Raw genomic sequence first — 20,412 nt, 5'->3', positions numbered from 1 at the left:
GTTGGCCTAGAGGAGCGGGATGGACGCTGCTCCCGCTCCTGCGCGTCGCTTCGGCGCGGCCCTTGCCCCCTTCCTCGAGCGCGGCCCGCTCGGTGCGCTCCTTCTCGGGCTCGCGTCGGGGTTCCCGTTCGCGATGATCGCCTCCACCCTCACCACCCGGCTTGCGGAAGCCGGAATCGACAAGCGGGCGGTCACGGCCTTCGCCCTCACCTTCCTCCTGTACAACCTCAAGTTCCTCTGGGCCCCGCTCGTCGACCGCATCCGCATACCGCTGCTTGCCCGGCTCGTCGGCCAGCGCCGGGCCTGGCTCGTCACCATCGCAGGCGCCGTGATGGCCGCCGTCACCTGGCTCGGCGCGGCCGACCCCGTCGCCGACCTGCCGCAGGTCGTGGCCGCCGCGCTCGCCGTCGCCTTCCTCGGCGCCACCTTCGACGTCGTCATCGACGCCTACCGTATCGAGAGCCTGAGACCCGAGCAGCTTGGCGCAGGCTCGGGCATGAGCCAGTATGGCTGGCGGCTCGGCTCGGCCGGCGCCGGCGCGCTTGCCCTGGTGGTTGCCGAACGAATGGGCTGGCCGGCCGCCTATGCCGCTGCCACCGTCTTCGCACTTCCCGCGCTTGCCGCAGCACTTCTTCTTGGCGAGCCTCCGGCCCGCGTCGCCGCCGTCGCCCAAGCCCCGCACCCGCGCCGGCTGGCCGAGCGCTTCCGCGAGACCTTCGTCGCGCCGATCGCCGACTTCGTGCTGCGCCCCAACGGCTGGATCGTCCTCCTCTTCATCCTCCTCCACAAGATCGGCGACACGCTCGCCAACCTCTCGCTCCGCCTGCTCCTGAACGACCTCGGCTTCTCGAAGGACGAGGTCGCCGCCTATGACGTGGGCTTCGGCCTCGTCGCAACCCTTGCCGGCATCTTCGTGGGCGGGCTCCTCTACACGCGGCTCGGCATGATGAAGAGCGTGCTCGCGAGCCTCGTCTTGATGGCGGTCTCGAACCTCTCCTTCGCCGGGCTGGCGCTTGTCGGCCACTCCAACCCCGTCATGGCCGCGGCCGTCGGCTTCGAGAACTTCGCAAGCGGGATCGGCGGGGTGGCAGTCGTCGCCTACCTGTCGTGGCTCTGCAACCTGCGCTTCACCGCCACGCAATATGCGCTTCTTTCCGCGCTGGCCTCCATCCTCGGCCGCTTCCTCTCGGGCACCACCGCCGGGGCCCTCATCGAGGCGCTGGGCTTCGTGAACTTCTACCTGCTGACAACGCTTCTTGCGCTGCCGGGCGTCCTTCTGTTCCTGTGGCTCATGCAGCGCGAGGATGAGCCACCGCGGCCGGGGTCCGTCGCTCCCGTCCCCGCCTGAACCCGCCTCTCCCGACGCGGCAACCTGTCATCGCCGAGCAGCCTTTCTGTCATATTTCTCCGCTAGCCACGCGCGGAGGATCCCGGAACGAGGGCGGCATCATGGCGAGAGTTTCGGCGTTCGGTTCGACGGCGGTGGCGGCGGACCTGCTTGCGGCCTCGCCGCACATCCACCGCCACGGGCGGCTCGACGTGCGGATCGCCACGTCGGAGGAGGAAATCGCGGCCGCCCAGGCGCTCCGCCACCGGATCTTCTACGGCGAGATGGGGGCAAGACCCACGCCGGAAGTGGCCGCTGCCGGCCGCGACATCGACCCCTACGACAGCATCTGCGACCATCTTCTCGTCATCGACCACGGCGAGGACGGCCGCCCGCACGTGGTTGGCACCTACCGGCTGCTGCGACAGGTCGTCGCCACCATGCACCGCGGCTTCTACTCGGCCGGCGAATATGACCTCTCGCCGCTCCTCCGCTCGTCGGAAGAGGGCGGGCAGCTCCTCGAGCTCGGGCGCTCGTGCGTCGCGCCCGAGTGGCGGAACAACACCACCATCGCGCTGCTCTGGCGCGGGATTGCCAGCTACCTCCGCATGCACGGCATCGGCTACATGTTCGGCTGCGCCTCGCTCCACGGCACCGATCCTGAGGTCCACGCGGCCGAGCTGTCCTACCTCTTCCACCACCACCTCGCCCCCGAGCCGCTCCGCGCCCGTGCGCTCGCCGCGCACTATGTGCCCATGGACCGGCTGCCGCGCGGCAGCTATGATCCGCGCATGGCGGCGCGCGCGCTTCCCCCGCTCATCAAGGGCTATCTCCGGGTCGGGGCCATGGTGGGGGATGGCGCCTTCGTCGACCGGCAGTTCAACACGGTCGACGTCTTTGTCGTGATGCCGGTGGAGCAGATCACCCGTCGCTACCTCGACCGCTTCCTCGGCGGCCGGGGCGCCAACGACAGCGACTGAGGCCGGCTCTCGGGGGGGGGGGGATGACAATCCGCGCCCTCCGGCTCGCGGGCCGCGACATTCCGCTTGCCATCCGGCGCAATGCGCGGTCGCGCCGCATCGTCATCCGGCCCTGTCCGCAAAGCCGCACCGTGCGCCTGACGCTGCCCGCGCGGGCACCCTTGCGGGCCGGGCTCCTCCTCATCGAGGCCAACCGCGACTGGCTCGAGGCCGAGGTGCGCCGGCGCTTCGTTCCGCCCATGCCGTTTCGCCCCGGCATGCGCGTGGCGTTCGCGGGCGGGGAGCTTCGCCTCGAGGGCGAGCCGGGGCGGCGCGCCCGCCTCGAGGGCGACCGCCTCGTCGCGGGCACCGACGGCGGCGGTTTCAACCGGCGCGCGGTGGCGCTGCTCCGCAAGGCCGCCCGCGCGCGCCTCGCTGCCGAGGCGGAGGCGCTTGCCCGGCCGCTGGGGCTTGCCATCACCGGGGTGCGGGTGGGCGACCCCGTCCGCCGCTGGGGGAGCTGTGCGCGCAACGGCCGGATCGCCTTCTCCTGGCGCCTGGCGCTTGCGCCCGACGAGGTGCGCCGCGCCGTCGTGGCCCACGAGGTCGCGCACCTGCTCCACTTTGACCACTCGCGCGCGTTCCACGCTGCGGCCGAGCGGCTGCACGGAGGCCCGCTCGAGCCGGCGACGGAGTGGCTCCGGCGCAACGGCGCCTGGCTTCACGCCTTCGGCGTGGAGGACGGCTAGGCCGCCTCGGCGACCCCTTGCGCCCGACGCGCGCGCCGCCGCAGCGCGGATCCCACGAGGCCGAAGCCGGCGATCAGCAGCGCCCAGGTGCCGGGCTCGGGGACCGGCGGCGGCGGAGGCGGCGGGCTGTCCCGCATCGTCACCAGCAGCCAGCCGCCGCCGCCGCCGGTGATCTCGTGTTCGCCCAGCGTCGTGAAGGACCCGGGCGGAAGCAGGAACTCGGCGTAGTAGGGAGTGGGGTCGGGATCGCCCACCAGCAGCCAGAAGTAGACGAGGTCCCCAAAATCTCTGGCAAACAGCTGGTGGGTCCCGCAGGAGTACCTGATGAACTCTGCCGGCCCGGTAAACAGAAAAACGCTGCAGCGAGTGTCGTCCGGCGTTTGGTAGCCCTCGGGGCCGCTGGCATCGATGAAGCCGACTCTGCCGAACTCGAAGGAGCCGGCGAGTTCGCCCGAATTGCCCTCGATCGTGGTGAAGATGTCATAGAACTGGAACCGATATTGGACCACGCCGGCCGCGGCCGGGGCGGCGCCCCCAAGGGTGAGCAGCGCCGCCGCGGGCACGCAGGCTGTGAAGAGACTCCGGGAAAGACGCATGACACACCTCCTGTTGCCCCGAAGGTAGCGCGATGCCGGGCCCGCCAGCCATGGAGCGGATGCTCCATGCGGCGCAGGCGCGCGATGGCATCGGCCGTTCCGCCTGCTAGGGTTGCTGGCGAGTGTGTCCGGGAGTTCGTCGACGTGCCGGCCGGCCCCCTCAGCCAGACCCTGCTTGCGCTCCATGCCGCCGCCCTCGCGGCCCCGCCGCTCGGGTGCCGGCAGGCGCTGCTCGTGGCGCTCCGGCCGCACATTCCCTTCGACTCGGCGGTCTGGGGCACCGGCTGCGAGACCCCGCCCCGGGTCTTCAGCGTGGACGCAGTCGACTTCGCCTCCGACCAGCTTGCGGCCTACGCCCCTTGGCAGCAGGCCGACCGGCTCCGTCAGGCCGCGGCCGCAGCGCCGGGCACGGCGTTCCGCAACGAGGATCTCGGCCCCATCGCGGACCACTGGGCCTCCGACATCCACCGCCTCTACTGCGCGCGCTTCGGCATCAGCCGAAGCCTCGCCATCGCCCAGCTCGACCGGAGGCTCAGGGTGGGCGAGCTCGTCATGCTCTTCCGCTCCGACCCTGAGGCCCCGTTCAGCGATGCCGAGCGCACGCTCCTCGAGGAGGTGCTGCCCCACCTCGTGCTCGCCGCCCGCCAGCGGCTGCTCGGCGACTTTCCCCGCCTTGCCGAGGGCGAGGCCGATGGCCGGGCGCTCGTGGACGAGGCCGGCCGGGCCGTCGTCTGCGACGCCGGCTTCTGCGCGCGCATGGAGGCGCTGTTTCCCGCCTGGTCGGGGCCGCTGCTGCCCGCGCCGCTGCTGCCGCTCGTGGCGCGCGGCGGCAGGCTTCGCCTGGCCGACCATGCGTTCGTCATGGAGCGCCGGCAGCGAGGGCGCCTCCTCAGCATCTATGCAGGGGCGCAGACTCCCCTGACGCCGGCGGAGCGCCGCGCCGCGGTAGCCTTCGCTGCCGGCCTGTCGGCCCGGGACGTGGCGGCAAGCCTGGGCCTGAGCCACCGGACCGTGCGCAACCAGCTTGCGTCCGCGTATGCGAAGCTCGGCGTCGGCAGCAAGGTCGAGCTGGTGCGCCGGCTCGCGGCGCAGGATGGACGCGGGCCTCAGGGGCCCGGGGAGGGGGCCGCGAGCGCGTCTTCCAGCCAGCGTTCGGTGAGCGGCTCCGGCGCAGGGTCCGGCTGGGCCACGGGTGGGGCTGGCGGCGCCTGCTCCTCGGAAAGCCCGTAGACTTCGGCATCGGGCTCGAGGCCGAACAGGCTCTCCTCGACGGCCGTGTTGAGCTCGCCGACTGGCACGCCTGCGAGCGCCGGGCCCATGAAGGCGGCAAAGGCCCGCGCCGGGGCCCGGCCGCCGGCAAGCCCGGGCACCGCCTTCGCATCGTCGCGGCCGATCCACACACCTGCCACCAGCTCCGGCGTGAAGCCGACGAACCAGCCGTCCCGGTTCGACGAGGTGGTACCGGTCTTGCCCGCAAGCGGCCGGCCGATCTGCGCGGCCCGGCCCGTGCCGGTCTCGACGGCAGCGCGAAGCAGGGCGGTCATGTGGGCCGCCACGTGCGGGGCGAGGAGGATGCGCTGAGGTGGCTCCTCGCGCCGGTAGAGGAGGCGCCCGTCGGCGGTGGAGACCGCGGTGATCCCGAACGGGCGCACCTCGCGGCCCTCGGCGGCCACCGTCGCGTAGGCCGCGGTGAGCTCGAGCAGCGTCACCTCCGAGGCGCCCAGCGCCATCGCCGGCTCGCGCGAGACGGGCGTGGTGATGCCGAGCCGCCGGGCCATGCCGGCAACCGTGCCGAAGCCCGCCTCGTTCGCAAGCCGCACCGCGACCGTGTTGATCGACCGCGCGAAGGCCTCACGCGCCGTCACCGTCCCGAGGAAGCGGCCGTTGTCGTTCCGGGGTGACCAGTTGCCGATGGTGATCGGCGCGTCGAGCACCGGGGTCTCGGGGGTCAGGCCATTCTCGATCGCGGCGAGATAGACGAAGAGCTTGAAGGCGGAGCCGGGCTGGCGGCGGGCGATCGTGGCGCGGTTGTAGGTGCTCGTCGCATAGTCCCGCCCGCCGACCATGGCCGTCACCTCTCCGGTCGTGCGCATGGCCACGATGGCCCCCTGCGTGCCGGGAGGAAGCGCCTTGTGCACGGCCTCCTCGGCGGCCCTCTGGTGCGCAGGGACGAGCGTCGTCGTCACCTCGAGCGGGGCGCTCGCCTCGTCGACCAGCGTCTCGAGCTGGGCCAGCACCCAGTCGGTGAAGTAGCGCACGTCGCCCTGGTCGCGCGGGATCGCGAAGCGGACGGCGGCGGTGTCCGCTGCCGCTGCCTGCTCGGCCGAAAGAAGGCCGGCGTCGCGCATGGTCTCGACGACCGTCGCGCCGCGTGCCCGGGCGCGCTCGGGGTCGGCCGTCGGCGCGTAGCGGCTGGGCGCCTTGACGAGGCCGGCGATGATCGCGGCCTCGGCAAGCGAGAGCGACTGCGCCGAATGGCCGAAGAACTTCCGGCTGGCAGCGTCGATGCCGTAGGCGCCGCCGCCGAAGTAGACCCGGTTGAGGTAGAGTTCCATGATCGCGCGCTTGGTGAACCTGCGCTCGATCGCCAGCGCGAGAATGGCCTCGCGGAGCTTGCGGTCCCATGTCTGCCGGTTGGTCAGGAACAGGTTGCGGGCGAGCTGCTGGGTGATGGTGGAGCCGCCCTGGACGGTTCGGCCGGCGCGGAGGTTGGCGAGGAAGGCGCGCGCGGTGCCGACAGGGTCCACCCCCGGGTGCCAGTGGAAGCGCCGGTCCTCCACCGCGATCATGGCGTCCACCATGTGCGGCGGGATCTCGTCATAGGCGAGCCAGCGGCCGAAGCTGGGGCCAACCGTTACCAGCTCGGTGCCGTCGGCTGCGCGGATGACGACCGACTGCCCCTGCGGGCTCTTCATCATCTCGCGGAAGCTCGGCAGCGACTGCGCCGTCAGCATGACCGCGGCCAGAAGGGCGAGCACCCCGAGCGCGAAGACCGCAAACCCGCCGAGGAGGAGCGTTCGCACCAGCCGTGCCGCGAGCGACCGGCGCGGCCGCGCAGGCGGGCGGCGATGCCGGGCCGGGGTCCGCTGGTCCATCTGCGTGGCTCCTCTACGCCCCCCTCCCGCCGCCGGCAAGGCGGGCGCCCCGCGGGCGTTGCCCACGCATGTCCCGCCCGCTAGGCGCGGCGGACGCAACCGGCGGCACAGGGCAGGAGACGGGCATGGCGGATCGGAAGGGCGAGGTGCGCAAGGTGGTGCTGGCCTTCTCGGGCGGCCTCGACACCTCGGTCATCCTGAAGTGGCTCCAGACCAGCTACGGCTGCGAGGTGGTCACCTTCACGGCCGATCTCGGCCAGGGCGAGGAGCTCGAGCCCGCCCGCAAGAAGGCCGAGCTCATGGGGGTTCGCGAGATCTTCATCGAGGACCTCAGGGAAGAGTTCGTGCGCGACTTCGTGATGCCGATGATGCGCGCCAACGCCCTCTACGAGGGCCAGTATCTGCTGGGCACCTCGATCGCCCGGCCGCTCATTGCCAAACGCCAGATCGAGATCGCCCGGATGGTTGGCGCCGACGCGGTCGCCCACGGCGCGACCGGCAAGGGCAATGACCAGGTCCGCTTCGAGCTCGGCTACTATGCGCTCGAGCCGGGGATCCGCATCATCGCGCCCTGGCGCGAATGGGAGCTTACTTCGCGCGAGGCCCTCATCGCCTTCGCCGAGGCCCACCAGATCCCCATTCCGAAGGACAAGCGCGGCGAGGCCCCCTTCTCGACCGATGCCAACCTCCTCCACACTTCGTCCGAGGGCAAGGTACTGGAAGACCCGTGGGAAGAGGTGCCCCCTTACGTCTATTCCCGTACCGCGAACCCAGAGGACGCGCCGGATGCGCCCGAGACCATCACCATCGACTTCGAGCGCGGCGACCCGGTTGCGGTCAACGGCGAGGGCCTGTCACCGGCGGCGCTCCTCGCCCGCCTCAACGACCTTGGCCGCATCCACGGGATCGGCCGGCTCGACCTCGTCGAGAACCGCTTCGTCGGCATGAAGTCGCGGGGCATGTACGAGACGCCGGGCGGTACCATCTGGCACGCGGCGCACCGCGGCATCGAGTCGATCACGCTCGACAGGGGTGCCGCGCACCTCAAGGACGAGCTGATGCCGCGCTATGCCGAGCTCGTCTACAATGGCTTCTGGTTTTCGCCCGAGCGCGAGATGCTCCAGGCCGCGATCGACCATTCTCAGGCCCATGTGACCGGCACGGTGCGGTGCAGGCTCTACAAGGGCAGCGTGACGGTCACGGGGCGGAAGTCCCCGCATTCGCTCTATTCCCTGCGCCACGTCACCTTCGAGGACGATGCGGGCGCCTACGACCAGAAGGACGCCGAGGGCTTCATCCGCCTCAACGCGCTGCGCCTCCGGCTGCTCGCCGAGCGCGCCCGCCGGCTGGCCGAAGGCTGACGCCGGCCCGGCGGCGGAGTCCGCGCCCGGGTCGGCAAGGCGCGGGCGTCCTTCCCCCCCGCGCCATTTCGGGGCATGGCGGCGTCATGAACGAGGCGCTGCGCCCGCCGCCCATCGTCGAGCGCCCCGCGCGGGCGGGGGAGGCCACGCGCGTGTTCCGCAACGGCCTCCTCTTCATGGCCGCCGTCGGCACTGCCGTCCTCCTGTGGCAGCTCTCGCAGCTCCTCCTCGTGGCCTTCGCCTGCGGGGTCGTCGCGATGATGGTCTCTGAACTTGCGGCAAGCCTGAAGCGCGGCCTCGGGCTCCCCTTCTGGCTTGCCTTCACGCTCGCCGTCGTGGTGCCGATCGCCTTCATCGTCGGCGCCTTCTCGCTCTTCGGCGCGGCGATGGCGGACCAGTTCGCGATTCTCCTCAAGTCCCTTCCCGGCGCGCTTGCGGCCGCGCAGGAGATGCTGATGGCGAGCGAGGCCGGGCGCCGCGTGCTCGCCGAGGTCCCCGGGCTCGTCCCCAGCGGCGCCCGGGTGTTCGAGCTTGTCCAGTCGGTGCTCTCGAACGTCGGCACCGTGCTCTCGATGGTGGCAATCATCCTCGTGGGCGGAATCTACCTCGCTGCCCAGCCCCGCCTCTACACGCGCTCCGCGCTGGCGCTGGTGCCGCCGGCGTCGCGCCTCGCCTTCGCCCGCACCTTCCGCCGGGTGGTGGGGGCGCTCCAGGCCTGGCTCCGGGCGCAGGGGGTGGGCATGGCCTTCGTCGGGGTCGCGACCGGGGCGGGCCTCTCGGCCGTCGGCATCCCGGGCGCGCCGGCCATCGGCCTCGTTGCCGGCCTGTGCGAGTTCGTGCCCTACCTCGGCACCTTCGTCGTCGCCATCCCCTCGATCCTCATCGGCTTCTCGATCAGCGTCGAAACGGGCATCTGGACCATCATCGTCATCGTCGCCGTGCAGCAGATCCAGGGCAACCTCGTCTCCCCCATGGCGCAGAGCCGGCTGGCCGACCTGCCGCCGGCGCTCACCATCTTCTCGCTCGTCACCTTCGGCCTCCTCATGGGGCCGCTCGGCGTGATCCTTGCCGTGCCCTTGACCGTCGTCGGGGTGGCGCTCCTGCGCGAACTCGTGATCGTCCGCCGCCGTCCGCCCCCGCGGGAAGCGGCCTAGGGCGCGACACCCATCTCGGCGAGCAGCCCGGCTGCGCCATCCACCCGCTCCATCACGAAGCGCATGTAACGGGCGTCCACGGAGATGGTCCGCGTGGTCGCCTCGTCGAACCACCAGTCAGACAGCATGCCCTCGAGCGTGCCGTCGAAGGCAAGGCCCACCAGCTCGCCCTTCGCGTTCAAGACCGCCGAGCCCGAGTTGCCGTTGGTGATGTCGGTGGTGGAGAGGAAGTTGACGGGAAGCGTGCCAAGCGAAGGCGAGGCGAGCGGGCCCCACTTGCCTTCCCGGAGCGCTGCCAGCAGGGCAGGGGGGCTGTCGAACGGGTCGCGCCCCGTGTCCTTCTCGAGAATGCCACGCGCGGTCGTGAAGGCCGTCCAGGCCTCGCCGTCGCGGGCCGGGCGCCCGCGCACATGGCCGTAGGTGAAGCGGAGTGACCCGTTCGCATCCGGGTAGAGCAGCCGGCCTTCGCTTGCAGCGTGGGCCATGACCGCGGCCATGCGCGCGGTGCGCGCGGCGTCGAGCCGCCCGTCGAGGTCCTTGCGCCGCGCTTCCGCCGCCATGTCCTGCGCGTAGGCCGCAACCGCGAGCTGGATGAACGGGTCGTCAGAGGCGATGAAGTCTGCGACCGGCCGGTCGAGCCAGGCGAGACGCTCCTTCGGGTCGGCAAGGCGGGTCTCCGCGTAGAGCCGGTCGAGACCGAGTTCGGCGATCTTCGCCTCAAGCGCGGTGTTGCGCTGCCCCGGCGGCAGCGTCGCCACTTCGGCCAGCGCCTGCTCGAGGATCGCCCGGTCGATCCGGGCGACATAGCGGCGGTCGATGAGGCTGAGCCGGTCGGCCAGCGCCTGGCGGTCGCGCTCCTGGAAGCCGGGCTTCCGCTCGGCGTCGGGCTTCATCTGCTCGTTCGCCCAGCGGTAGAGCGTGCGCGCGGCATTGAGGAGCTGCGCCCGGTTGAGGGTTGCGTTGACGAGGCGCGCCTCGTCGGCGGCGAGCGCCTGCGCGGTCAGCGAGTCGAAGTTGGCAATTGCGAGCCCGTGGGTCCGCCGGTTCGCCGGCCGCGCTGCCCACTGGGCGAGCCGCTGCTCCTCCGCGCGCTTCAGGCCCACGAGGTCGAACTGGCGCGCCACCGCGAGCTGCCCGGCGATCTTCTTGGCGAAATTGTCCGCGCCGGCCTTGATCGAGGCATAGGCGATGGTGTCGGCCTCGCTCCGCGATTCGCGGGCGATGAGGGCCGAATAGTCGGCGAGCATCCTCTGCTGGCGCGGGTAGATGCGGCCGTACCAGCCCTCGGTCTCGGCCGCGGTGCGGAAGCGTTCGGTGACCCCGGGGAAGCCTGCGATCAGCACGAAGTCGCCTTCCTTCAGATCGTCCCGGGCGATCCTGAGGTGCGCGCGCGGGGTGTAGGGCACGTTCTCCGCCGCATAGGCCGCCGGCTTTCCGTCGGGCCCCACATAGGCCCGGTAGAAGCTGTAGTCGCCCGTGTGGCGGGGCCATTGCCAGTTGTCCACCTCACCGCCGAAGTTGCCGACGCTCGCGGCCGGGGCGTGGACGAGGCGCACGTCGCGGATCTCGAGCATCCGCTGTTGCCAGTACTGCCGGCCGCCGAAGTAGCTCCTGACCTCGCAGCGGATGCCAGGCTCCGCTTCGCAGGCCGCGACGAGGGCCTTGCGGTTGGCCTCGAGCTGGCGGATGCGCGCGGCACCGGTCAGCTTCGGCGTCACCCCCGCAAGCATGTCCGTGGTCACGTCGTCGAGCGCCTCGATCACGAACACGCGCGTGCCGGGTGCCGCGGGGAGCTCCTCGGCGCGGGTCTTGGCCAGAAACCCGTCGCGGATGAGGTTGCGCCCGGCGCTGGCGTTGAACTGGATCGAGCCCAGGACACAGTGGTGGTTGGTGGCAACGAGGCCGTGAGGCGAGACGAAGCTCGCCGAGCAGCCGCCCAGCGAGGCGATGGCCCCCATGGGCGCGGCGGCGAGGTCTGCGAGCCGCTCGGGCGGAATGGCAAGCCCGGCCTCCCTGAGCTTCGCGGCCAGCGCCGGCGCCTGCCCTGGCATCCACATGCCCTCGGCCGCGTGGCCCATGCCCGGCACGGCGAGGGCCGCGGCAGCGAGGAGCTTGGCGAAGACGGCAGGTCGGCGCATCTCTCTCTCCCGTGACGGATGGACCGGGTCCTAGGCGGCAGGCGCCCCGCCCGCAACCGCGGCCGACCGGCCTTGCCTCCCCGGTTAAGGCATGGTTCGCGGCGCGCGGCTGGGAGGTCCGCGCTCACCAGCTGGCCATGGTGGAGGCCGCGCGGGCGGGCGCTCACGCGCTCCTCGTGGCGCCGACCGGCGCGGGCAAGACGCTCGCCGGCTTCCTCCCCGTGCTCGATGCCGCGGCCCGCGAAGGCTCCGGCCGGCCGCACCGGCTGCGCGCCGTCTACGTCTCGCCATTGAAGGCCCTCGCCGCCGACATCGCGCGGAACCTGACCGGCCCGATTGCCGGCATGGGCCTTGCGCTCCGGGTCGAGAGCCGCACCGGCGACACGCCGGCCGAGCGCAAGGCCCGCCAGCGGCGCGACCCGCCCGACATCCTGCTCACCACGCCCGAGAGTCTCTCCCTCCTCCTCACCTGGCCGGAGGCGCCGGAGCTGCTCGCCGGGCTCGAGACGCTCATCGTCGACGAGATCCACGCGCTTGCCCCCACCAAGCGTGGCGACCTCCTCGCGCTTGCCGCAGCCCGGCTTCAGGCGCTGGCGCCGGCGATGCGCCGGGTCGGCCTTTCCGCAACCGTTGCCGATCCGCCCGCGCTCGCGCGCTGGCTCGCCCCCTCGGGTCAGCAGGCGCGCATCATCGCGGGCGAGGCCGGCGCGCCGCCCGAGATCCGCATCCTCGTGCCCGAGGGCCGCATCCCCTGGTCCGGCCACAATGGCCGCCACGCCGCGGCCGAAGTGCTCCGGCTGATCGAGGCCCACCGGCAGACGATCGTGTTCGTGAACACCCGCGCGGTTGCCGAGCTCGTGTTCCGCGACCTCTGGGCCGAGAACGCGAAGGGGCTTCCCATCGGCATTCACCATGGCTCGCTCGCTCGGCAAGCGCGCGCGAAGACCGAAGCCGCGCTTGCCGAAGGACGCCTGCGGGCGGTGGTGGCCACCTCCAGCCTCGACCTCGGCCTCGACTGGGGGAACGTGGACCTCGTCGTCCAGATGGGGGCGCCGAAGGGAGCGGCCCGCCTCCTCCAGCGCACCGGCCGGGCCAACCACCGGCTCGATACGCCCTCCAGGGCCGTCATCGTGCCCGGCAACCGGTTCGAGTATCTGGAAGCGCTTGCCGCCGTCGAGGCGGTCAAGGCGCACGACCTCGAGACCGACCCGCCACGGGAAGGCGCGCTCGACGTGCTCGCCCAGCATGTGGTGGGGGTCGCGGCCGGCGCGCCGTTCCGCGCCGACGACCTCTTCGCCGAGGTGCGGACCGCCGCTCCCTATGCCGCCCTTCCGCGCGCGCGCTTCGAACGCGTGCTCGACATGGCTGCAACCGGGGCCTATGCGCTTCGGGTCTACGACCGGTTCCAACGCCTCAAGCAGGGGCCGGACGGGCGCTGGCGCCTCGCCCACCCCCGGCTTGCCACCCAGCACCGCGCGAACGCAGGGGTCATCGTGGAGGCGCCCGCCGTTGCCGTCCGGCTGGGGCGCGGCCGCGCGCTCGGCACCATCGAGGAGTGGTTCGCAAGCCAGCTCGCGGTGGGCGACAGCTTCGCCTTCGCCGGGCTGACGCTCGAGGTGACCGGCCACGGCGAGGACGGGCTCTTCACCCGCCTGTCGCGCCGGCCGCCGGCCATCCCCACCTACGTCGGCGGGCGCATGCCGCTTGCGACCAACCTCGCCGAGCGCGTCCGGGCCATGCTGGCCGATCCTGCGACCTGGGCACGGATGCCGGCCGACGTCCGGGAGTGGCTGGCGCTCCAGCGCAAGGTCTCGGTCCTGCCGCCGCCCGACCGCCTGCTCGCCGAGACCTTCCCGCGCGAAGGCCTCCACCATCTCGTGCTCTACGGCTTCGAGGGGCGGAACGCGCACCAGGCGCTTGGCCTGCTGCTGACCCGCCGCATGGAGCGCGCCGGCCTGATGCCGGCCGGCTTCGTCGCCTCCGATTACGCGGTCGCCATCTGGGGCCGGCGCGAGGTGGCAGACCCGGCGGCCCTGCTCGCGGCCGGCGTGGTCGGCGACGAGCTTCGCGCCTGGATCGAGGAAACCCCCTTTCTCCGCCGCGCCTTTCGCGACGTCGCCGTCGTCTCGGGGCTCGTGCCGCGCGGCGAGCCGGGCCGGCCGCGGCGGGCCCGGGCGCTTGCCGTCTCGACCGACCTCATCTTCGACGTGCTCCGCCGCCACGAGCCCGATCACCTGCTTCTCGAGACGGCGTGGGCCGAGGCTTCGATGCGCATCACCGACATCGCCCGGCTCGAGTCGCTCCTCGCCCGCGCCCGCGCGCATCTCCTGCATGTGCCGCTCGCCCGCGTGAGCCCGCTGGCGATCCCGGTCCTCCTCGAGGCGGGCCGCGAGCAGGTTCCGGGCATCTGCGAGGATGCCCTGCTCGAGGGCCTGCCGCTTCTCGAGGGCTGAGAGCGCGTTTCCGCCGCAGCCGTACGCCGCGCGGCGTCTGCAACAAATCCGTCACGGCGGAGTCATCCGAGCGTCATGGCGCGTCGGTAGGGCGCGTCGCGTCCGGGGGCGTCGGGACGCCGGTCGGGCACCGCATGTTTCTGCCATCCGGCAAAGAGGGGACTCCAATGTCGAACGCCAGCGGCTCGAATCTCCGCACCCTGCTCCTCATCGGCTCGGCGCTTGCGCTTGCGGCCTGCACCGGCGCGACCGACATCGCCTCGCCGGGCGAGGGGATCATCGTCCAGCCGCCCACGCCGACTCCGACACCGACCCCCACGCCGACACCCACCCCCACGCCGACGCCGACTCCAACCGGCCCCGAACCCGACTGCCCGCCCGGAACGACCAACGTCGGCCTCATCGTGGGTTTCCGCAACTGCCAGCTCTCCGGCGTCATCACCGGAAGCCTCCTGCTGCCCTTCCGCCCTGGCACGCTCTACTCGCTCTCCGGCCGGGTCGACGTTGGCCGCGACATCGGCGGTGACGGCAACAGGGCCGGTGGCTCGCCGGCGACGCTTGCCATCGAGCCGGGTGTCGTCATCTTCGGTTCCTCCGGTGCCGACTTCCTTCTCGTGAACCGCGGCTCGCGGCTGGTGGCCAACGGCACCGCCACGCGGCCGATCGTGTTCACCAGCCGTGCCAACATCGAGGGGGCTGCGGGTCCGGAGTCGATCGGCCAGTGGGGCGGCCTCGTCCTCCTCGGCCGGGCGCCGATCAACCGCTGCATCGGCACCGGCATCCCTGGCGGCTCGGTCAACTGCGAGAGCCAGATCGAGGGCACGACCAACGCCTTCTACGGCGGCGCCGACATCAACGATTCGTCCGGCTCGCTCCAGTATGTGCAGGTCCGCTACCCGGGCTTCGAGATCGCGCCGGGCAACGAGCTCAACGGGATCACGCTCGGCGGCGTGGGTGCCGGTACCGTCTTCGAGCATGTCCAGATCCACAACAGCTCGGACGACGCCTTCGAGTGGTTCGGCGGCCGCGTGAACGGCAAGTATCTGATTGCCACCGGCACCGACGACGACGCGCTCGACACCGACTTCGGCTACAAGGGGGTCAACCAGTTCGTGCTCTCGGTCGGCCGCTCGGCCGGGGGCGACCGCTCAATCGAGGCGGACACCTCGGGCAACGACCTGTTCGTGCCGAGGTCGAACCCGCTGTTCGCCAACATGACCCTCATCCACCGGCGTCCGCCCGCCGCCATCCTCCAGCGCGGCGGCACCGACTTCCGGATCTTCAACTCGATCGTCGCCCCCACCACCACCACCGGCTGCGTGCAGATGGCGAACCCCTTCACCATCAACCCGCCGGACGCGAGCCTCGACAAGGTGGGCCCGCCGGTCTTCCGTTCGACCTTCTTCTCCTGCGGCCCGACGACGGCGGTTGCCGGCACCGGCATCACGGTCGACCAGATCACGGCGATCCTGAACGGCACCAACGTCACGCCGGCCATCGAGACCCGGAACGTACTCAACGGGACGAGCACGCTGACCGGCACCTTCTTCCCCGGCGCCAACGAGCTTGCCGTCACCACGACGCCGGTCGCGTCGATCAACCCCTATCTCGTCAACACCACCTACATCGGCGCGTTCCGCAACGCGGACGACCGCTGGTTCGCCGGGTGGACCTGCGGGCTGGGCGGCACCGGCAGCCCGGCCTGCGAGGACTCGCCGAGGCCGCGGCCCTGATGCGCCGGGCGGGAGTGTCGGTTGCGCCCTGCGCCGCCGGCGCTCCCGCGCGCTTCGTCCGGTTCAAGCTTCGGGGGACATGATGACCGACCTTCTCACGCGCAGCAGCCTGCTCCTGCTGACGACTGCGCTTGCCGGCGCATCCGCCTTGGCACAGACTCCGCCCCCCATGGAGGCGCCCGCGCCGCCGCAGGAGGAGACGGAAATCGTCGCGCCTGGCGCCGGTGGTCTTGCGGCCGACGAGATCGTGGTGCGCGGCACGCGCATCCCGAACGTCATTCGCGCCACGCCGTCGATCGTCTCGGTGCTTTCAACCGCCGAGATCGCGCGAACCGGGGAGGGCGACATCGCCGGCGCACTGAAGCGCGTGACCGGCCTCAGCCTCGTTGGCGGCAAGTATGTCTATGTGCGCGGGCTCGGCGAGCGCTACTCCTCCGCGCTTCTGAACGGCCTGCCACTGCCTTCTCCCGAGCCCCTCAAGCGCGTCGTGCCGCTCGACCTCTTCCCGACCTCGGTCATCTCCTCCTCGCTCGTCCAGAAGACCTTCGCGCCGAGCTTCCCGGGCGAGTTTGGCGGTGGCGTCATCAACCTGACGACCCGCTCGATTCCCGCCGAGCGCTTCTTCGAGGTCGGGGGCTCGATCGGCGGCAATTCGGTCACGACGGGCCTGCTCGGCTATACCTACTTCGGCTCGCGCACCGACTTCACCGGCTTCGACGACGGCACCCGGCGACTGCCCTCCGCCATCCGCGACGCCAACCGGTCCGGTCGCCGACTGGAAGTGGGGACGGACTTCGGCCTGCCGTTCGTCCAGGCGGCAACCGCGAGCCTCGTCAACACGCCGACCACCCTCATTCAGAAGAACCCCAACATTCCGGCCGACATGAGCCTCGGCTTCGCGGCCGGGAACAGCTGGGACGTGGGCGACAACCGGTTCGGCATGGTCGTCTCCGGCAGCTGGGACAATGGCTGGCGCACCCGCGGCGGCCTTCAGCAGACCGCCTTCGGCGTGACCTCGACTCCAGACGGCAAGCGCGGCCTCAACCCCGACCAGGACTACCGCTTCTTCTCGACCGACAACAACGTCCAGGTGAGCGGCCTTCTCGGGCTTGCCTTCGAGTTCGGCGAGCACAAGATCCGCGCCACCAACTTCTTCGTCCGCGACACGCTCAAGGAAGCGCGGATGCAGCGGGGTCTCGACACCGTCAACGTCGGCGACGACGACGAGATCCTGCGCAGCTTCACGAGCTGGTTCGAGCGCCAGCTCTTCACCTCGCAGCTGGTCGGCGAGTTCCGCTTCGGGGATCTTTCCGTGACGGCCCGCGGGGCCTATGCGGAGAGCGGCCGCAAGTCGCCCTACGAGCGCTCCGACAGCTACCGCTTCGACGCGCGCGTGAACGATTTCGTCAACGACCTCACCCAGAACGGCAACTTCGCGCGGATCGCCTTCTCCGACCTTCAGGACCAGGTGATCGGCGCCAACCTCGACGCGGCCTACAAGCTGCCGCTCGACCGGCCCGTCACGCTCTCCGCCGGCTACGGCTTCTTCGACAACCAGCGCCAATCCGAACGTCGCGACTACCGCTACGTGCGCGCCAACGGCGCCGCGCTGCCGCTGGAAGTGGCGCAGCAGCGGATCGACTACCTGCTCTCCGACTTCAACGTCTACACCTACGGCGTGGTGCTGCGCGAGGTCTCCGGCGCGGAAGGGGCGACCTTCTACGAGGCAGGCCTCCGGGTCCATGCCGGCTTCGTTCAGTTCGATGCCGAGCTGCTCGACGGTGTCACCGTCACCGGCGGGGTCCGCTACGAGGACGCGACCCAGACCGTGAACCCGCGCGGTGTCTTCGCGACCGACCCGCCGCTCCCCCAGACGCGCATCGACCGCGGCTATTTCCTTCCCGGCGGCACCATCACCTGGAACTTCAAGGAGGACATGCAGCTCCGCCTGTCGGGCTCGCGCACCATCGCCCGCCCGCAGTTCCGGGAGCTCGCGCCGCAGCCCTATCTCGACATCGACACCGACCGCACCGCATTCGGCAACCAGTTCCTCGTCGACAGCCAGCTGCTGAACGCCGACGGCCGCTACGAATGGTACTTCGGGGAGTCCGACCGGCTGACCCTCGGCGGCTTCTTCAAGCGGATCAACAACCCGATCGAGACGGTGCCGTTCGAATCCGGCGGCACGTTCCTCATCACCTACGCCAATGCGCCGCGGGCGCGGCTCGTCGGCGGCGAGATCGAGGTGGTGAAGCAGTTCCCGCTCGATGGGCTCGGCATCGGGCTCCTGGAGGCCCGGCGCCTGCTGGTAAACGCCAACTATACCTATACCCGCTCGCGCATCCGCGTCCGCGAGGGGGACACGACCATCAACACGCAGGGGCAGGTTCTGCCCGCGTCAGCCCTGTTCATCGATGGCATCCCGCTCTCGGGCCAGTCGGACCATCTCGCGAACCTCGAGCTCGGCCTCAACCACCGGGACCGGCTCTCGGAGCAGACCCTCCTCATCGGCTACGCGAGCGATCGGGTCACCCAGCGCGGGCCCTCGGGCACGCCGGACTACAGGGAGCGGCCGGGCCTCCAGCTCGACTTCGTGTGGCGCGAGGCGCTCGAGCTGGGCCGCACGCCCGTCGAGCTCAAGTTCGAGGCGCGCAACCTCACCAACACCCGGTTCGAGGAGTATCAGGCGCTGGAAGACTCGCGGATCTTCCAGAACCTCTACGAGCGCGGGCGCACCTTCCAGTTCTCGGCCAACTTCAGATTCTGAGCGCTGGTGCAGAAGCGGGAAGGCCGGCGTTCGGTTCCCGGCAAGGGGGTTGGCTTGGGGCGCAGGCGCGGCAAGGTGATGCAGCGGCAGTCGTGCTCAGGCCACCTCCGCCTCCGCGCGCCGCGCGCGCCTCAGCCAGCGCCGCTTGCGCGGCGTCACGCCGAAGCAGTCTTCTAGCGCGGCCTCGAACTGATCCACCGCCGCCTCCCAGCTGAAGGCGCGCGCCCGGTCGATCGCGGCCGCGCGCGGGATGCGGAGCGCAAGCGCCACGGCGCTTGCCAGATCGTCGTCGAGGACGCCCGCGCCGCTGTCGCCCACCACGTCGAGCGGCCCCGGTACCGGGTAGGCGGCAACCGGCAGGCCGCTCGCCAGCGCTTCGACCAGCACGAGGCCGAAGGTGTCCGTGCGGCTCGGAAACACGAACAGGTCTGCCCCCGCATAGGCGCGCGCGAGCGGTTCGCCGGAGAGGGCACCGAGAAAGCGCACCTCGGGGAAGCGGGCGCGGAGCTCGGCCAGCGCCGGCCCGTCACCCACCACCACCTTGGTCCCCGGCGTCTCGAGCGCAAGGAAGGCCTCGAGGTTCTTCTCGACCGCCACCCGCCCGACGTTGAGGAGGATGGGGCGGGCAAGCCCGCGGTAGGCCTCGGGCGCCGGCAGGCCGGGGCGGAAGCGGGCGAGATCGACCCCGCGCGACCAGATCCGCGTCTGGCGGAGGCCATGGGTCGCCAGTTCCTGGGCCAAGGTCGGCGTGGCCACCAGGATCGCGCGGGCCGGGCGGTGGAACCAGCGCAGGTAGCGCCAGCCGTAGCGGGCAGGCAGTCCCGTCCGCGCTTCGACATAGTCGGGAAAGCGGGTGTGGAAGCTCGTCGTGAAGGTGCGGCGCACGCGCAGGCAGTGGCGGCGCGCCGCCAGCCCCAGCGGCCCTTCGGTCGCGATGTGGACTGCGTTCGCCGCATGCGCCTCGATGAGCCGGCCGACGGCACCGGGCCTCGCCAGCGCGAGCCGGATCTCGGGGTAAGTGGGGCAGGGGAGCGAGCGGAACCGGTCGGGCGAGATCACCAGCACGCTGGCTCCCCGGGCTTCCAGCATGTCGACCGTCGTCTGCAGCGTCCGCACCACCCCGTTCACCTGCGGCGCCCAGGCGTCGGTGACGAGCGCGAGGCGAAGCGGCGGGCTCACCCGCCCACCGCCGCGACGGCACGCCTCCGCGCCGTGGCTGCAGCCTCCGTCCGCTTGCGCGCGGCCCAGTCGATGAGCTCCATCCGCCCGTCCATGTGCTCGACGAGCGCGGTGCAGCTCTCCACCCAGTCCCCGTCGTTGTAGTAGGTGATGGCGCCCATCTCGCGGATCTCGGCCGAATGGATGTGGCCGCAGACCACGCCGTCGGCACCCCTCAGGGCGGCGGCATGGGCCACCGCCTCCTCGAAGGCGGAGATGAACTCCACCGCCCGTTTCACCTTGTGCTTGAGATGCGCCGAGAGCGACCAGTAGGGCAGGCCGAGCGCCCGGCGCGCGGCGTTGAACCAGATGTTGAGGCGAAGCAGCAGCGCATAGGCGTGGTCGCCGAGGAAGGCGAGCCAGCGGGCATAGAGCACCACGCCATCGAACTCGTCGCCGTGCAGGACGAGAAGCCGCCGGCCGTCGGCCGTCACGTGCACGGCCTCGGCCACCAGCTCGATGTCGCCGAAGGTGAGGCCCACGAAGTCCCGCAGCACCTCGTCGTGGTTGCCGGGGATGTAGACGACCCGCGTCCCCTTCTTCGCCATCTTGAGAACGCGGCGCACCACGTCGTTGTGGCGCGTGGGCCAGTACCAGCCCCGCTTCAGCCGCCAGCCGTCGATGATGTCGCCCACCAGGTAGAGCGTGTCGCACTTCACCGAGTGGAGGAAGTCCCAGAGCAGGTCGGCATTGCAGCCGGGGGTTCCGAGGTGCGTGTCCGAGATGAACACGGTCCGAAAGCGGAGCTTCGGCGGGCGCTCCTCCTCCTCCATCCAGGCCGGGCCCCCGGTCGAAACCCGCACGCCAAGCGCCTCGACGCGGAGAGCGGTCACTGCGGCCCTGCCGCTGACACCCTCGCTCC

13 protein-coding genes and 1 pseudogene are annotated in these 20,412 nt (G+C 71.3%); 9 read left to right on the top strand and 5 right to left on the bottom strand.

Going from position 1 to position 20,412, the window contains the following annotated elements:
- Positions 1-19: 19 nt before the first annotated feature.
- From H3H34_RS04830 to H3H34_RS04820, 3 genes are all read left to right on the top strand, one after another.
- The gene (locus H3H34_RS04830) at positions 20-1,348 is read left to right on the top strand and encodes an AmpG family muropeptide MFS transporter (protein ID WP_194744165.1); all 1,329 of its coding nucleotides are present in this window, start codon (positions 20-22) and stop codon (positions 1,346-1,348) included.
- Between the two features lie 101 nt (positions 1,349-1,449).
- Positions 1,450-2,307 (top strand): GNAT family N-acetyltransferase, encoded by an 858-nt coding sequence (locus H3H34_RS04825; protein ID WP_194744164.1) that lies wholly within the window; start codon positions 1,450-1,452, stop codon positions 2,305-2,307.
- A gap of 23 nt (positions 2,308-2,330) precedes the next feature.
- Positions 2,331-3,035 (top strand): M48 family metallopeptidase, encoded by a 705-nt coding sequence (locus H3H34_RS04820; protein ID WP_194744163.1) that lies wholly within the window; start codon positions 2,331-2,333, stop codon positions 3,033-3,035.
- On the opposite strand, the gene H3H34_RS04815 is transcribed toward H3H34_RS04820, so the two are convergent.
- Positions 3,032-3,631, bottom strand: coding sequence for a PEPxxWA-CTERM sorting domain-containing protein (locus H3H34_RS04815; protein ID WP_194744162.1), 600 nt, complete (start codon positions 3,629-3,631; stop codon positions 3,032-3,034). The genes H3H34_RS04820 and H3H34_RS04815 overlap by 4 nt on opposite strands.
- A 66-nt stretch (positions 3,632-3,697) precedes the next feature.
- On the opposite strand from H3H34_RS04815, the pseudogene H3H34_RS13975 reads away from it, so the two are divergent.
- Positions 3,698-4,648: pseudogene (locus H3H34_RS13975) on the top strand (helix-turn-helix transcriptional regulator); the annotation flags it as partial.
- An 89-nt stretch (positions 4,649-4,737) separates the two neighbouring features.
- On the opposite strand, the gene H3H34_RS04810 reads toward H3H34_RS13975, so the two are convergent.
- A complete protein-coding gene (locus H3H34_RS04810) occupies positions 4,738-6,726 on the bottom strand; it encodes a transglycosylase domain-containing protein (RefSeq protein ID WP_194744161.1) in 1,989 nt (662 codons plus the stop codon).
- Positions 6,727-6,851: 125 nt separating this feature from the next.
- On the opposite strand from H3H34_RS04810, the gene H3H34_RS04805 reads away from it, so the two are divergent.
- Together H3H34_RS04805 and H3H34_RS04800 are read left to right on the top strand one after the other, a co-directional pair.
- Entirely contained in the window at positions 6,852-8,087 is a 1,236-nt protein-coding gene (locus H3H34_RS04805; protein ID WP_194744160.1) for an argininosuccinate synthase, read from the top strand.
- An 86-nt stretch (positions 8,088-8,173) separates the two neighbouring features.
- Positions 8,174-9,241 carry an AI-2E family transporter gene (locus H3H34_RS04800; protein ID WP_194744159.1) on the top strand — a complete coding sequence of 356 codons (1,068 nt, stop codon included), beginning with the start codon at positions 8,174-8,176 and terminating at the stop codon, positions 9,239-9,241.
- Here the strand turns inward: H3H34_RS04800 and H3H34_RS04795 are convergent.
- Entirely contained in the window at positions 9,238-11,379 is a 2,142-nt protein-coding gene (locus H3H34_RS04795; RefSeq protein WP_194744158.1) for a S46 family peptidase, read from the bottom strand. The genes H3H34_RS04800 and H3H34_RS04795 overlap by 4 nt on opposite strands.
- A gap of 137 nt (positions 11,380-11,516) precedes the next feature.
- Between H3H34_RS04795 and H3H34_RS04790 the strand changes: the two genes are divergently transcribed.
- From H3H34_RS04790 to H3H34_RS04780, 3 genes are all read left to right on the top strand, one after another.
- Entirely contained in the window at positions 11,517-13,832 is a 2,316-nt protein-coding gene (locus H3H34_RS04790) for a ligase-associated DNA damage response DEXH box helicase (RefSeq protein ID WP_235945424.1), read from the top strand.
- Positions 13,833-13,999: 167 nt separating this feature from the next.
- The gene (locus H3H34_RS04785; RefSeq protein WP_194744156.1) at positions 14,000-15,565 is read left to right on the top strand and encodes a hypothetical protein; all 1,566 of its coding nucleotides are present in this window, start codon (positions 14,000-14,002) and stop codon (positions 15,563-15,565) included.
- Positions 15,566-15,647: 82 nt separating this feature from the next.
- On the top strand, positions 15,648-18,332 hold the full coding sequence (locus H3H34_RS04780; RefSeq protein ID WP_194744155.1) for a TonB-dependent receptor domain-containing protein: 2,685 nt from the start codon (positions 15,648-15,650) through the stop codon (positions 18,330-18,332).
- Positions 18,333-18,428: 96 nt separating this feature from the next.
- On the opposite strand, the gene H3H34_RS04775 is transcribed toward H3H34_RS04780, so the two are convergent.
- Entirely contained in the window at positions 18,429-19,511 is a 1,083-nt protein-coding gene (locus H3H34_RS04775) for a glycosyltransferase family 4 protein (protein ID WP_328831278.1), read from the bottom strand.
- The gene (locus tag H3H34_RS04770) at positions 19,508-20,323 is read right to left on the bottom strand and encodes a UDP-2,3-diacylglucosamine diphosphatase (RefSeq protein WP_194744842.1); all 816 of its coding nucleotides are present in this window, start codon (positions 20,321-20,323) and stop codon (positions 19,508-19,510) included. The genes H3H34_RS04775 and H3H34_RS04770 overlap by 4 nt, the downstream gene beginning before the upstream one ends.
- Positions 20,324-20,412: the final 89 nt, after the last annotated feature.

This window comes from Thermaurantiacus tibetensis (assembly GCF_015354055.1).
Taxonomy (GTDB): Bacteria; Pseudomonadota; Alphaproteobacteria; order Sphingomonadales; family Sphingomonadaceae; genus Thermaurantiacus; species Thermaurantiacus tibetensis.
The sequence above is the reverse complement of the archived record's forward strand: the minus strand, read 5'-3'. Positions and strand labels throughout refer to the sequence as shown.

Bases quoted from the DNA above. Each gene is read 5' to 3' on its own strand.
- H3H34_RS04830 (WP_194744165.1), top strand. From the start codon at position 20: ATGGACGCTGCTCCCGCTCCTGCGCGTCGCTTCGGCGCGGCCCTTGCC.
- H3H34_RS04825 (WP_194744164.1), top strand. From the start codon at position 1,450: ATGGCGAGAGTTTCGGCGTTCGGTTCGACGGCGGTGGCGGCGGACCTG.
- H3H34_RS04820 (WP_194744163.1), top strand. From the start codon at position 2,331: ATGACAATCCGCGCCCTCCGGCTCGCGGGCCGCGACATTCCGCTTGCC.
- H3H34_RS04815 (WP_194744162.1), bottom strand. From the start codon at position 3,631: ATGCGTCTTTCCCGGAGTCTCTTCACAGCCTGCGTGCCCGCGGCGGCG.
- H3H34_RS04810 (WP_194744161.1), bottom strand. From the start codon at position 6,726: ATGGACCAGCGGACCCCGGCCCGGCATCGCCGCCCGCCTGCGCGGCCG.
- H3H34_RS04805 (WP_194744160.1), top strand. From the start codon at position 6,852: ATGGCGGATCGGAAGGGCGAGGTGCGCAAGGTGGTGCTGGCCTTCTCG.
- H3H34_RS04800 (WP_194744159.1), top strand. From the start codon at position 8,174: ATGAACGAGGCGCTGCGCCCGCCGCCCATCGTCGAGCGCCCCGCGCGG.
- H3H34_RS04795 (WP_194744158.1), bottom strand. From the start codon at position 11,379: ATGCGCCGACCTGCCGTCTTCGCCAAGCTCCTCGCTGCCGCGGCCCTC.
- H3H34_RS04790 (WP_235945424.1), top strand. From the start codon at position 11,517: ATGGTGGAGGCCGCGCGGGCGGGCGCTCACGCGCTCCTCGTGGCGCCG.
- H3H34_RS04785 (WP_194744156.1), top strand. From the start codon at position 14,000: ATGTCGAACGCCAGCGGCTCGAATCTCCGCACCCTGCTCCTCATCGGC.
- H3H34_RS04780 (WP_194744155.1), top strand. From the start codon at position 15,648: ATGACCGACCTTCTCACGCGCAGCAGCCTGCTCCTGCTGACGACTGCG.
- H3H34_RS04770 (WP_194744842.1), bottom strand. From the start codon at position 20,323: ATGGAGGAGGAGGAGCGCCCGCCGAAGCTCCGCTTTCGGACCGTGTTC.